This is a genomic window from Streptomyces sp. NPDC091649, from assembly GCF_044756785.1.
Taxonomy (GTDB): Bacteria; Actinomycetota; Actinomycetes; order Streptomycetales; family Streptomycetaceae; genus Streptomyces.
On the sequence record NZ_JBIVTR010000007.1, the window covers coordinates 39,344 to 52,483 of the forward strand.

At 71.1% G+C, this 13,140-nt stretch carries 11 protein-coding genes, 1 pseudogene and 1 riboswitch; of the genes and pseudogenes, 4 read left to right on the top strand and 8 right to left on the bottom strand.

Going from position 1 to position 13,140, the window contains the following annotated elements:
* Positions 1-202 precede the first annotated feature (202 nt).
* From fxsA to ACIQMU_RS14700, 4 genes are all read right to left on the bottom strand, one after another.
* The gene (fxsA, locus tag ACIQMU_RS14685; protein WP_402688962.1) at positions 203-811 is read right to left on the bottom strand and encodes an FxsA family membrane protein; all 609 of its coding nucleotides are present in this window, start codon (positions 809-811) and stop codon (positions 203-205) included.
* 89 nt (positions 812-900) lie between these two features.
* Entirely contained in the window at positions 901-1,668 is a 768-nt protein-coding gene (locus tag ACIQMU_RS14690; protein WP_352243284.1) for a polyprenol monophosphomannose synthase, read from the bottom strand.
* A 561-nt stretch (positions 1,669-2,229) separates the two neighbouring features.
* Entirely contained in the window at positions 2,230-3,876 is a 1,647-nt protein-coding gene (locus ACIQMU_RS14695) for an amidohydrolase (RefSeq protein ID WP_352243283.1), read from the bottom strand.
* A 69-nt stretch (positions 3,877-3,945) separates the two neighbouring features.
* On the bottom strand, positions 3,946-4,386 hold the full coding sequence (locus tag ACIQMU_RS14700) for an Lrp/AsnC family transcriptional regulator (RefSeq protein WP_010057405.1): 441 nt from the start codon (positions 4,384-4,386) through the stop codon (positions 3,946-3,948).
* 202 nt (positions 4,387-4,588) lie between these two features.
* On the opposite strand from ACIQMU_RS14700, the gene ACIQMU_RS14705 reads away from it, so the two are divergent.
* Entirely contained in the window at positions 4,589-4,987 is a 399-nt protein-coding gene (locus tag ACIQMU_RS14705; protein WP_352243282.1) for a hypothetical protein, read from the top strand.
* Between the two features lie 410 nt (positions 4,988-5,397).
* Here ACIQMU_RS14705 and ACIQMU_RS14710 read toward each other — a convergent pair whose 3' ends face one another.
* Together ACIQMU_RS14710 and ACIQMU_RS14715 are read right to left on the bottom strand one after the other, a co-directional pair.
* Positions 5,398-6,570, bottom strand: coding sequence for an acyl-CoA dehydrogenase family protein (locus ACIQMU_RS14710; RefSeq protein ID WP_402688963.1), 1,173 nt, complete (start codon positions 6,568-6,570; stop codon positions 5,398-5,400).
* 287 nt (positions 6,571-6,857) lie between these two features.
* On the bottom strand, positions 6,858-7,010 hold the full coding sequence (locus ACIQMU_RS14715) for an SCO1431 family membrane protein (RefSeq protein ID WP_352243280.1): 153 nt from the start codon (positions 7,008-7,010) through the stop codon (positions 6,858-6,860).
* Between the two features lie 239 nt (positions 7,011-7,249).
* A riboswitch (guanidine-III (ykkC-III) riboswitch) is annotated at positions 7,250-7,315 on the top strand.
* A gap of 10 nt (positions 7,316-7,325) precedes the next feature.
* Between ACIQMU_RS14715 and ACIQMU_RS14720 the strand changes: the two genes are divergently transcribed.
* The gene (locus ACIQMU_RS14720; RefSeq protein WP_352243279.1) at positions 7,326-7,640 is read left to right on the top strand and encodes a multidrug efflux SMR transporter; all 315 of its coding nucleotides are present in this window, start codon (positions 7,326-7,328) and stop codon (positions 7,638-7,640) included.
* Between the two features lie 650 nt (positions 7,641-8,290).
* Positions 8,291-8,881 (top strand): hypothetical protein, encoded by a 591-nt coding sequence (locus ACIQMU_RS14725; RefSeq protein ID WP_352243278.1) that lies wholly within the window; start codon positions 8,291-8,293, stop codon positions 8,879-8,881.
* Positions 8,882-8,952: 71 nt separating this feature from the next.
* Here ACIQMU_RS14725 and ACIQMU_RS14730 read toward each other — a convergent pair.
* Positions 8,953-9,683 (bottom strand): annotated as a pseudogene (locus tag ACIQMU_RS14730) (transposase).
* Between the two features lie 380 nt (positions 9,684-10,063).
* On the opposite strand from ACIQMU_RS14730, the gene ACIQMU_RS14735 reads away from it, so the two are divergent.
* A complete protein-coding gene (locus ACIQMU_RS14735) occupies positions 10,064-11,731 on the top strand; it encodes a hypothetical protein (protein WP_352243277.1) in 1,668 nt (555 codons plus the stop codon).
* Between the two features lie 235 nt (positions 11,732-11,966).
* Here the strand turns inward: ACIQMU_RS14735 and ACIQMU_RS14740 are convergent, their stop codons facing one another.
* A complete protein-coding gene (locus tag ACIQMU_RS14740; protein WP_402688964.1) occupies positions 11,967-13,052 on the bottom strand; it encodes a helix-turn-helix transcriptional regulator in 1,086 nt (361 codons plus the stop codon).
* Positions 13,053-13,140: the final 88 nt, after the last annotated feature.

Genomic DNA, 13,140 nt, shown 5'->3' on the forward strand with positions numbered 1-13,140 from the left:
TGGTGACCATAGCCGGGGGGGGGGGGGGGGGGGGGGGGGGGGGGGGGCGGGCCCCGCCCCCCCCCCCCCCCCCGGGCGGGGGGGCCCCCCCCCCCCCCCGCCCCCCCCCCCCGCGGCTCTTGGTATGCCCGGCCGGCGGGTCACGGTCCGAGGCGGGCGCACCCGTGCCCGATCGACCGCGCACGGGTGCGGTCGCACCCTGTCAGGGCGTGAGCGGCGGGCGGGGTCCCCGGGGGTCGTCGTCGGGCCCGGAGGGCTGCTGGGGGCCGTCCTCGCGGATGACCTCGCCCTGGACCACCCGTCCGTCCGGCCGGTGCATCCTGGCCTGCTGGAAGGCGTCCGAGACACTGCCCGGCGCGGCGGCCCGCATCCGGCGTTCCAGCGAGCGTTCCGCGGAGCGGCTGATGAGGGTGCGTACCGGCGGCACCAGCAGGATCAGTCCTGCCGCGTCCGAGACCGGACCGGGGATCACGAGCAGCAGTCCGCCCAGCATCAGCAGTCCGTTGCCCCGGGAGCCCTTGCCGCCCGTGAGGGCGTCGGGCGGCGTGGCGGAGGCGCCGGGCTGCCCCGGCATCTGCTGGAGGGTCTCGGTCAGATTCTTGAAGGCGCGTCGGCCCGCGCTCTTGATGACCGCGCCGCCGAGCACGGCTCCGGCCACTAGGATCAGCAGGACGACGAGGCCGCCCGCGGCCGAGGCGACCAGGGTCAGGAGCCAGATCTCCAGGACCAGCCAGGCGGCCAGGGCCGGCGGCAGGAATCGGCGGACGCGTGAGCGCCGGGGACGGGTCGGGGGCGGAGTGCCGGTCGTCATGTTCCCAGTGTGCCCGTACCGGCGTGCGAGTGACGTAAGGGGGCGATCATGAGCGGCGGCGTCCGCCCGCGGCCGTCGTCGCGGGAGCGTCAGGGGGACTTGCGGCCCAGCACCTTGTTCGCGCGGGAGGTGATGCCCCAGCCGGTGACCCGCCACAGCGCCTCGACGAGGATGTCCCGGCTCATCTTCGAGTCGCCGATCTCCCGGTCGACGAAGGTGATGGGGACTTCGACCACGTGATAGCCCGCCTCGACCGCGCGGCGGGCGAGATCCACCTGGAAGCAGTAGCCCTGCGAGGCGACCTCGCCCAGGCCGAGGCCGCCCAGCGTCTCGGTGCGGAAGGCGCGGAAGCCGCCGGTGACGTCACGGACGGAGAGACCGAGGGCGAGTCGGGAGTAGAGGCTGCCGCCGCGCGAGATCACCTCACGGCTCTTGGGCCAGTTGACCACGCGGCCGCCCGGCACCCAGCGGGACCCGAGGACCAGATCGGCGCCCTTGAGCGCGGTGAGCAGCCGGGGCAGTTCCTCGGGCTGGTGGGAGCCGTCGGCGTCCATCTCGACGAGCACGCCGTAATCGTGCTCGGATCCCCAGTCGAAACCGGCGAGGTAGGCGGCTCCGAGCCCTTCCTTGCCCTTGCGGTGCAGGACGTGGACCTGGCCGTCGGCCGCGGCGATCTCGTCGGCGGCCTTGCCGGTGCCGTCGGGGCTGTTGTCGTCGGCCACCAGGATGTCGGCATCCGGGACGGCGGCGCGCACCCGGTCGACGATCGGCCTGATGTTCTCGACCTCGTTGTAGGTCGGGATGATCACCAGGACCCTGCCGAGCGGGCCGAACTGCCTCTGACCGCCGTCGTTCACTACTGCCCCTTAAAGTCCGTACACAGGGGGACACCATATCCAGCGCACCGCCGCCGCACTCCGACGCGGTCGCGCGGGCGCGCGGCGCGGCGCGGACAGATCCGTGGAACTGCGGACAGAACACAAGGTCCGCGCCCCGGCGAGGCGGACCGCGGAGCTGCGGATCGGGGCCCGGCGCCCTTCGGGCCGGCCCGGGACCCGCTGGCTGCGGGCCGACCGAAAGCCGTTGTCTACTGAACGTCCGGGCCCCACCCGGGTCGCACCCTCCGTCCGGCCGAAACCTTCCCTCGCCCCCGAGGCGCGGGCGCTGAACCTGGCTGTCAGCGGTGGTGGCCGTGCGGCACACCACCTCATGACCCAGCGGCGTTCGACGACTGCGTGGAGGTTTGACCGGTCGGACGTCCTGTGGTGGACCCGGCCGAACCTACCGGCCCGTGGGCGCTTTCTGTCAACAGCCGTGCGACCTGCGACTCCATCCGAAACGGCCTGGTCAGTGCCGAAGGGCCGCAGGTCGCGGACCAGCGGGCGAGCCATCGATCGGCGGTACGGAATGTCCCGACGTCACTCGTTCGGTCGCACGTAGACAGTCTGTCCGAAGACCACGGTCCGCAGGCAGACGGGAAGGTCGGCCCCGGGCGTCAGGTCCGGCAGGCCGGGCGTGCCGGACCGGGGGTCGGTGGACCAGCGGGCGACCCGGTCGTCCGGCGCCTGGACCAGGAGTTCGGCGGTGCGCCAGACGGCGTAGTCGGCCGGGGCGCCGGGCACCAGGAGGCCCGCGTCGTCGCGGCCGATGGCCCGCCAGCCGCCCCGGGTGTGGGCGGTGAACCCGGCGCGGACCGAGATGCGGTGCTCCGGGGTGCGGTGGTGGGCGGCGGCCCGCACGGCGCCCCAGGGGTCGAGCGGGGTGACCGGGCTGTCGGAGCCGAAGGCCAGCGGCACTCCGGCGCGCAGCAGCGCCGCGTACGGGTTGAGGGTGGCGGCCCGCTCCGTGCCGAGGCGCTCGGCGTACATCCCCTCCGGGCCGCCCCAGGCGGCGTCGAAGGCGGGCTGCACGGAGGCGGTGAGGCCCAGTTCCGCGAAGGCCGCGATCGTCTCGGGGGTAAGCATCTCGGCGTGCTCGACGCGGTGACGGGCGGCCCGGACGCGGTCGAGGCCGAGCGTCCCGGCGGCGGCCCTGATCCCGTCCACCACGGCGGTGACCGCGGCGTCGCCGATGGCGTGGAAGCCCGCCTGGAGGCCCGCCTCGGTGCACGCGGTGACGTGCGCGGCGATCCGGCCGGCGTCCAGGTGGGCGGTGCCGGTGTGCGGGTCGTCCGCGTAGGGCCGGTGCAGGCAGGCGGTGTGCGAGCCGAGGGAGCCGTCGACGAACAGGTCGCCGGCGGCGCCGACGGCGCCGAGTTCGCGGATGCGCCGGGCGTCCTTCCCGTCCGCGATCTCCTCGGCCCAGAGGCCGAAGACGCGCGGTCCCGGCCGTTCGGCGGCGAGGGCGAGGAGGGAGGTGAAGTCCTCCTCGTCGGAGATCTCGGGCCCGCCGCACTCGTGCACGCCGCCGATGCCGAGGGAGGCGGCGTGGTCGAGGGCGGCCCGCTGGGCGGCGGCCCGCTGGGCGGCCGGGAGCGCGCCGTGGGCGGCGGCCCGTACCGCGTGGTGGGCGTCGCCCGTCAGTGGCGCGTCGGGGTGGTATCCGGTCATCGCGGTGACGCCCGGAACGAGGTCCAGCAGGGCCGTCGTGACGACCGCGGAGTGCACGTCGATCCGCGGCAGGTACAGGGCCCGGCCGCCGGCCGCCTCGTCCAGCTCGGCGCGCGAGGGGTGGCGCCGCTCGGGCCAGCGGGCGGAGTCCCAGCCGTGCCCGAGGAGGACGTCCCCGGCGGCGCGGCCGTCCCCGAACTCACGGACCAGGCCGAGGGCCTCGGAGAGGGTGCGGGCGCCGGAGAGGTCGAGCCCCGTCAGGGCCAGGCCGGTGGCGGTGGTGTGCACATGGGCGTCGGTGAACGCGGGGGTGACCAGGGCACCTTCGAGGTCGACCACCTCGTCCACGCCGCTCGCGAAGGCGTCGGCCGCCCCTTCGGAACCCACCCAGGCGACATGCCCGCGTTCAACGACCATCGCGGTGGCGAACGGATCGGCGGGGCTGTGGACGTCTCCGCCGCGCAACAGCACGGTGCGGTGTTCGGGGGCGCTCTGGGGGGCGGTGCTCTGGCTCATGGGACCAGTCTCGCGCCTGCCGGCCGCCGCCCTGCCCCCGGCCCCCTCCGGCGCGGGCCGGCCCGCCGCTCAGATACGCGGGGGCCGGGCCTCGTACGGGGTGGACAGGACGACGGTGGTCCGGGTGGACACGCCGGCGAGCGTGCGGATCCGGGTGAGCAGGTGTTCCAGCTCCAGCGGTGTCGCCACCCGCACCTTGAGGATGTAGTTCTCGTCCCCCGCGACGCTGTGGCACGCCTCCAGTTCGGGCACCCCGGCGAGCCGTTCGGCGATGTCGTCCGGGGCGCTCGGGTCGAACGGCTTCACCGAGATGAACGCGGTGAGGGGCAGCCCGACGGCCTCGGGGTCCACGACCGCGGCGTAGCCGCGGATCACCCCGCGCTGCTCCAGCCGGCGGACGCGCTGATGAACCGCCGAGGTGGACAGGCCCGTGGCCTTGCCCAGGTCGGTGTAGCTCATCCGCCCGTCCTTGACGAGCAACTCAACGATCTGACGGTCCAGCTCCTCCATGCGGATCAACCTATGGCCCAGGGCGCCCCTCGGCACAGTCGCGCGGCTCACGGAACGGCACCTGCGGGCGGCATGTGACGAATACCACAGGTTTACGGGTCGGTAGCGGGCCGCCTCGCGGTTATCGGCCCTGCACGGCGGGAAGTGCTTGCTGTGGTCGAGGCCGTGACGCCTTGTCGGCCCACCCGAGGGGGGAATTCCCATGCAGAGCCTGAAGCTCACCGGACGTACCGAACCGGAGCCTGTCGATCCGGACGAGGACGGTACCGCCGACGCGTACGACATGTTCGAGATGGTCCGGGTGATCTGCCCGGACTGTGCCCAGCCCATCGCGCTGCTGGCCGACGAGGACGTCCTGCCGGAGCACGCCCGGTGCCCCACGCCGTGGAACCCCTTCGTCCTCACCGTCTGCGCCGGAACCGGCCGCGGTGTGACGGACGCCCGTCCCGCGGACGAGACGCTGGAGCTCCAGGAGCAGGAGGCCGGTCTGCTGCTGACGCTCCCCCAGGGGCTCGACTGGCGGATGCAGCCCTTCTCGCATGCCGGAGGTCCCGGATCCCGCCCGCTGCGCGTGCCGCGGATGCGACGCGAGGCCGCCTGACGTACACGCCGGACGTGCGGCGCCACGACGGCCCCGCCGCCGTGGCGCCCGCGGTTCCGTGTGCCCGGGTGCGGGCCTTCGCGAACGAGCGCGCGAATCGGCGCGAGCGTGACCCCGGCCCGCCCCGCGGCGTTGGCCCCGTATGACCACGCCGCATTCCACGCTCGGTCCGGGTCGCCGCCGCCTCGCCGCAACCGCCCCTGAAGAATCGGTTCCGCAGCCGGGTGCGCCCGCCCGGCCGCTGCCTCGCTCCACCGGGGCCTCGCCCGTGGGCTCCCCCGCGGACCCGCCGATCTACAGCGCGCTGCTCAGGCAGTGGGAGAGCGCCGGCCGCACGCTGCCGGGCCGCCGCGACCCGGAGTGGATCCAGGCCGCGGCACCGCCCGCCCGGTCCGAGGCGCGGGCACGGTTCAGCGCGTCTCGGGACCCGCGAGGTGGCGCGCGATGACCATGCGCTGGATCTGGTTGGTGCCCTCCACGATCTGGAGCACCTTCGCCTCGCGCATCAGCCGTTCGACCGGGAAGTCGAGCGTGTAGCCGTATCCGCCGAGCACCTGGACGGCGTCGGTGGTCACCCGCATGGCCGCGTCCGTGCAGAACAGCTTCGCCATGGCCGCCTGCCGGGAGAAGGGCTTCCCGGCGTCGTGCAGGCGGGCCGCCTCCAGGTACAGCGCCCGGCCGGCCTCGATCTGGGTGGCCATGTCGGCGAGCATGAACCGCAGCCCCTGGAAGTCCGCGATGGGACGGCCGAACTGCCGCCGGTCGGTGGCGTAACGGACGGCTTCGTCCAGCGCCGCCTGCGCGACCCCGATGGCACATGCGGCGATGCCGAGGCGTCCGGAGTCGAGCGCGGACAGGGCGATGGCGAAGCCCTGGCCCTCCTCGCCGATGCGCCGGTCGTCGCCGACCCGTACGCCGTCGAAGTGGAGCTGGGCCGTGGGCGAGCCCTTCATCCCCATCTTCTTCTCCGGGAGGGCGGCGCTCAGCCCCTCGGCGTCGCCGGGGACGAGGAAGGCCGTGATGCCGCGGGGGCCCTCGACGCCGGTGCGGGCGAGGACGGTGCAGAAGTCGGCGACGCCGCCGTGGGTGATCCACGCCTTGGTCCCGGTGATGACCCACTCCTCGCCGTCCCGTACGGCCTTGGTGCGCAGCGAGGCCGCGTCGGAGCCGGAGGCGGGCTCGGAGAGGCAGTAGGCACCCAGCAGGCCGCCGGACAGCATGGAGGGCAGGTGCGCGGCACGCTGCTCGTCGGTGCCGTACCCGGCGAGGGCGTGGCAGGCGAGGGAGTGGACGCTGACGCCGAGACCGACGGTGAGCCGGGCGGCGGCCAGCTCTTCCAGGACCTGGAGGTAGACCTCGTAGGGCTGGTCACCGCCGCCGTGGGCGGAGGCGTACGGGAGTCCCAGGAGTCCGGCCTCGGACAGGAGGGTGAAGACCTCGCGCGGAAAGACGCCCGCTTCCTCCTCCTCGGCCGCCCGGGGAGCGATCTCCTTCGTCGCGATGTCGCGGACGAGTGCGACGAGCTGCCGGGACTCCTCGGTGGGCAGACGGCGTTCCACCGGCTGCTGGGCACGGTCGGACATGACGGCGCTCTCCTCCCTGTCGGGCGTTGCGGCGGTCGCGCGCTCGGGGTGGGAGAGACGCCGCCGGGTGATCTCCCGGAAGTGAGCCGGGAAAAGCAGACTGCACCGCCGATCCTGCCCTCCCGGGTCACGGGTGGCACGGTCATCGGCCGTGGCGGGTCGAGTATGCCCGATCGCGTGTCTCACGTCACGGGGTAACGGGCAGGTGGGACGGCCTGGAGGGCTTACGGGCCCCGGGTGGGTCGGTCCGGACGGGTGGGGAGCGGAGCCCGTGCTGCGTCAGACCGTCACAGCAGGCCGAGCTGGGTGACGAGCATCGCGAACACCACCACGAAGGCCCAGCCGGCGATGTGCTCCATCAGCTTCGAGCCGTCCTCGGGGCCGCCGGTGCGGACGCGGCGGGCGTGGTGGGCGTTTACTGCGGCGGTGCTCGCGGTCATGGCGTCTCGCTCTTCGTGCGGCTTCGACTGGGTCCCCCGTGACCCGAACCAGGGTGCCAGGAGCGTGGGTCGCGCAGAACGAGATCCCGGTCACGGCCGGGAGCGGCACGAACGTCCACGGACCCCGCTCCCGCGATACGGCACGGAAAACGGGCAGGTGCCCGCGGTGCGGACGGGGGCGCGCTGTGGGCGACGCCACACGGCGGGATTGCCAATCCATGTCCCGTGTGAAATTTTGGATTGAGCCCGAAATGAGGCTTCCGGACGATGGGTGCCGTACCCGGTGTGCGACAAGACGGCCCGCTGGAGGCTGTCATGTCGTGGTTGATTCTTGCCCTGTCGGGCGTCCTGGAGGCCGTGTGGGCGACCGCCCTGGGCAAGTCCGAGGGCTTCAGCCGGCTCACCCCCACCCTGATCTTCGCGGCGGCCCTGGCCGCGAGCATGGGAGGACTCGCCTTCGCGATGCGGGACCTGCCCGTGGGTACCGCGTACGCGGTGTGGGTGGGAATCGGCGCCGTGCTCACCGTCCTGTACGCCATGCTCACCGGGGGTGAGCCGGTGAGTGCGCTGAAGATCGTGTTCCTGGCGTTGATCGTCGGAAGCGTGATCGGGCTCAAGGTCGCGCACTGATCCCACACCTCCCCCACCACGCCAGCGAGCGAACCCGCCCACCTCCCGGAGGTGGGCGGAGCTGTGAGGGAGATGGTGTGGACCACACTGCCGTCCCGGCGGCGCCGGCCTCCCGGAAGCCGTGGGTCCTCGCCCGGGAGGAGAATCCGTGATTTCACGGGTGACGAAACACGCTCGTGTGCGCCGGGCACGGTCGGCGGCGGCGAGAGCGGCGGGACTGCCGGTGGGCCCGGGCAGCGATCAGACCGTGCGCGGCTCCGGGCGGGTGGACAGGCGGGCGAAGCTTCTGACCGCAGGGTGATATCGGTCCTGAAACCGTCATCCAGGGGCTTTCCTCGTGCCCGCGTCCGGGGCAGTCCGTCCAACCACCCGTCACACGGGAAACAGTTCGGTCTTGCCGATCGGGTGATCGCCAGGAGACCGGACAAGGAATTCGACGCTCCGCGCCTCTCCATTCATGGAACTCCTCGTGAGGTTGAAAACCCCTGTTGATCAGAAACTCATGGGCTTCACTCATCGATGACGCAGCGGACATGTCGGCGGTGGAATCTCACCCTCTTCCGGTACGCCAACCCATCACGGCGGCTTGATGAGGGAGGTATGGAGCCCTCCCCTGAGCATCCCCACTGCTGCGTGCGAAGGTGGGGCGCATGGGCAACTCACGGGCGTATCCCGTCTTCCGTACCACTGACGCCATGGAGGCGTGGACGCAGGCACTGCGCCTGAACGATCTGCTGGAGGAGCGCGCCGACGAGGTGACGTTGATGGCCGATCTGCTGACTGTCGAGGATGCGCGGCGGTTGGCGGCGGCGGTGCCCGAGGCCGACTTCAGCTATGCCAGTCCCCGGAAGGACCCGGTGACAGGTGAGTTTCTGGACTTCGGCTCGGACATCCTTACGGCCCACCACCGCTTGCTGGAGCCTGAACTGCCTCTGTCCGTCTTGCACTACATCTCACCAGGCACCGTGGAGGACCGGTTCGTGAGGGCCGTGGGGCAGGGAACTGCCTCGATTGGCTTGCACGGTAGGTGGCCGGACGACGACGAGACGGATTCATATGGTATTGCCAAATATGATGGCGTGGAAGTTCTCTTCAACTGCGATGACGTCAACTGGTTGCAGCCATCCGACCGCCACACTGTCTTCGTTCACGTCGACAAATGGGGCGACCTTCCCCGCGCCGAGAAACTCGCCGCGCACCTCGGCGGCACCATATTGGGGGACGCCCAGCACGGCTGGTAGGAGGCGCAGTCTGGCTGACGACAGGCCCGGGTGACCAAGGAGGCAGAACCTATTGGTCAGAACTCATGGGGTTACGCGTCGATGACGTAGCGGACATGCTGGCCGCCGAAGTATCCGTGCACGACGCGAGGTTGGTGTTGCCGACGGTGGAAGAACCGCCGGGTTTCGGCGGCGGGTTCGGTCTGGTTCCTGGCCCGGTGAGTGTGCGGCAGGCTGCGTTTGAGGTCGGCGTTGACCAGCTCGTCAGGGTTCAGCTCGGGTGAGTACGAGGGCAGGAAGTGCAGCTCGATCCGATCCTTGTGGTCGGCGAGCCGGGCCCGGGTGGTCTTCGAGCGGTGGGCCGAGTGCCGGTCGACGACCAGGTGGACCTTACGGACGAAGTGCCCGACGATCCGGTCCGGGAAGCGACACATGATCTTCGCGTCGAACGACGCCCGCTTGTCCGGCCGCTGGAACGTCAGCCCCCAACGCTTGAGGTACTTGCCCACTCCCGGCTCGGCGAAGCGGACCCGGTACAGCTTGAAGATCAGCTCGCCTATCCGCGCTCGCGTCCATAGCTGACCGGAAAGCCCCAGTTCTGATGAGGTGTGGTCGAGGACGGCCTGCCGGACGGCGGCCTGCTCGGCCTGGGACAGAACTTGACGTTCACCCGCACGCCGGCCCCGCGGATGGGACAGCAGCGCGGCCCGGCCACCCGCCTGCCACCTCGCCCTCCAGTTGTCCACTGCCTGACCGACACTCTGAACAGGGCCGCAACCTCCGACCGGTCCCGGCCCTCCACCAGCGCGGACACCACCAGCAGACGCACAGCCTCCTGCGCGTCCGGCGACCAGGTCCGCGCGTCCCCCACCAAATCGCTCACACACCGTCAACGAATCTGAACACAAAGCGTTTCGGATCAATAAGGGAGCGGCTAGGGTTGTCCCGCAATTCTCGGTGGATCAGCGCACGGCATCAGATGCGGTGCGTCGCAAGGCGGAGGGACGTCTGCGTACTGGATGTATGTGGACGTTCCGACAACGCGGCGAGGTGCCGTAGCTCGCGCGCCCGCCGGGAATTGCGCGACAACCCTTAGGGTGAACGTTCCATGTTTTCGGAGAGGGGATCGGTATCGTGGGGGACGGCCGACTGGGGCTCGTGATGGTCCATGGCTTGATGTCCGGGCCGAGGACATGGGAGCCGTTGCGCGAGCTGATCACCGCGGACCGAAGTCTCGGATTTGTCGAACCGTTGCCGTTCGCGTACTCGACTGGGTTACTTTCGGTCAATCCGCTTCAGGTCTTCCCGTCGATCGACACGGTCGCGGACAGCCTCAAGGAATACCTGGCCACGGAAGCCGGCGCGTTTGACCAGCTGCTATTGGTCACCCACAGCCAGGGTGGGCTGGTGGCTCAGCGCTATCTGGCCCGTATGCTCCACGATGGCAGAGGCGAGGAACTTGTCCGAATCCAGCGCCTGGTCATGCTTGCGTGCCCCAGTAACGGCTCCGAATTGCTGCTCTCTCTGCGGCGGCGTGTACTGGGCGGGCGCCATCCGCAGGAGTCGGACCTCCGTCCGCTGAACGACCAGGTCAACATGACCCTGCGCACAGTCGTGCGTGATGTCGTGCACGCCGCCGCGGTCACCGACCGAACCTGTCCCATCCCGGTGTCGGTGTACGCGGGCGAGAGCGATGGCGTGGTGTCCCGGGCCTCGGCGCAGTCCGTCTTCCCCGACAGCTCCGCCCTGCCGGGCGACCACTTCAGCATCCTCAAGGCCGACTCGCCCCGGCATCGGACGTTCACCACTCTTCGCCGTCTCCTTCTCGCCACGCGCGGCGAACCGTACGTACCCGTGCCGGAGACCGGGCCCGCGCCGACGGAGCCCGGCCCGCCTGCCCCGGCCGTGCGAGGGCGCTCCGGCAAGCGACGGCATCGAGTGATCGCGATGGCCTCGGTCGCGGCTCTGGCCGCCCTCGCCTCGGTCCTGCGTTTCGTTCCGATGCCGTGGGAATCGAGCGCGGACGCGAAGACTCCGGGCCCGGTGCGGACCGACCCTGAAGTGCCCGACTGGTTTTCGGCCGGGGAAAGATACTTCGCCTTCGACCTGGGTGTCGAGGATGCAGCCGAATACGTGAGAGTAAGCGCAAATCAGAAGTTCACTTTCCGGTGGAACGTCTATTTCAATAATGAAGGAACCTTGGAGGACAGAGGCCGGGGGAAGAACTCGTACAAGCCCGACGACGGCGCGACGGGTGCCGCGTTGCGCTTCGGCGACATCGACCACGACGAACTGCCCGACTGTATCGTCGTCGCCGAGGACGGCGGGGTGACCGTCCGCACCTGGGCCGCAGTCGGTCCCGATGGGTCCCGTATGTGCATGGAAAGGCCCACCGAGACCGCCGACATCCCCCCGAGCGATCGTCTCGACCATGTCGAAGATCTGAAGGAGATCCAGTTCTCCGACATCAACGGGGACAGATTGGCCGACTACCTGCGCATCGAACCGGACGGGAGGGTGACCGTCTGGTACAACCTGAGCACGGGTGAGAACAGGGAGACGTACGTGAAGTGGTCCTCTCCCGAGGAGATCAGCGAGCCTGTTTCGCAAAAAGGTGAGACGCGGTTCGCCGATGTGAGCGGTGATGCACACGTCGACAAGGTTCTCATCACCCCTCGGGGTGGAATTCTGGTGTGGGAGGCCACGGAGGCCGGCGTCTTCTCCGAGAAGGCCCGTAGGGTCATGGCGGATACCGGGATCGCTCCGGAGCGGATTCTGCTCGCCGACGTCGAGGGACGCGGCCGTGCCGAATTTCTGCAGGTCGACGAGGCGGGCAGGGCTCACCGCCTGGCGCCGCAGTCGCCCTCGTAGTCGGTGCTCATGCCCCTGCGCACGGCGTGCTCGTCGACCCCGGGGGGAGCCGCCGCGGTGCACGACGAGCCTTGTGGTGGAGCTGTTTCCTTACTCGTCGACGGCTGGGCCCCCATGGGGCGGCGACCATGTCGCCGGGGTGATCGGAGGGCTCACCGCGCGGGCGGCGTGGGAGCCTTGAGCGCGTCTCCGGGCCGGAGCCAGGACAAGGGCTCGTGGTGCCGGGCAGCATCCGTCAGCCGGCGGGCGGGGTGCGCCGGGCGGCATCCATGAGCCGGCCGGCGAGGGCAGCGACGAGGTCGCGCAGCTCGTCCGGTCGCTCGACGACGAACGGGAGGTCAAGCGACGCGAGTACGCCGGGCAGCCAGTCGAGGCGCTCGGCGCGGATCTCGACCCGCGACCAGCGCCCGGCCTCCGCTCCCGTCCCCGTGTCTGCCCCGCTCTCGGTCTCTGTCCCGGTCTCTGCCCCGGTCTCGGTCTCCGTCCCTGTCCCGGTCTCCGCGTCCGTACCGCTCGCGGCCGGCGCCTCCGTCACCGTCGCTACGCTGCCCGGAAGGCGGGTGCGGATCTGTTCGGCGGTCCCCTGGACCCGCAGAGTCACCTCATGCCGGTACGGGGCGGTGGCGAGCGCCGTGAGGACGCGCTCCGCCGGGTCGTGGCCGGCGGGCGGTTCGAACGAGCCCGGCAGGACCCGGACGCCGGCGACGCGGTCCAACCGGAACGTCCGCTCCTCGCCGACCGAGAGGTCCCTCCCCGTCACGTACCACCTGCCCGAGTGCGCGACGAGCCCGTACGGGTACAGGGTGCGGTCGCTGCGCCGGCCGCCGGAGGCGGTGTACCGGATCGCGACCGGCCGGCGATGGCGTACCGCGTCGGCGATGGGGAGCAGGACGGCGGTCTCGGGACCGGCCGTCCCGCCCGCCGGGGCCGTGAAGGTCAGCGAGTCGAGCACGGAGTCCAGTCGGCGGCGAAGCCGTTCCGGCAGGACTCTCCGGATCTTGGCCGCAGCCGTCTCACCCGCCGTGCCCGCCGCCGCCGGGATCCCGGACCGCCGGCCGGTGACGAGGCCGAGCAGCACGGCCAGCGCCTCGTCGTCGGTCAGCATGAGCGGGGGCATGCGGTGGCCGGGGCCGATCCGGTAGCCGCCGTAGCGGCCGCGCACCGACTCCACGGGGATGTCGAGGTCGACGAGGTGGTCGACGTACCGGCGCACCGTGCGCTCGCCGACGCCGAGCCGGTCGGCGAGTTCGGCCACAGTGCGGGTGCCCCCCGCCTGGAGAAGCTCCAGCAGGGTGAGTACGCGGGACAGGGGACGGGACATACCGGGAAGTCTGCCGCAGATACCGGTCGGATTCTGTCCGGTATCGCTCGTAGCGTGGGGTCATCAGCAACGACCGACTGAGCGAACA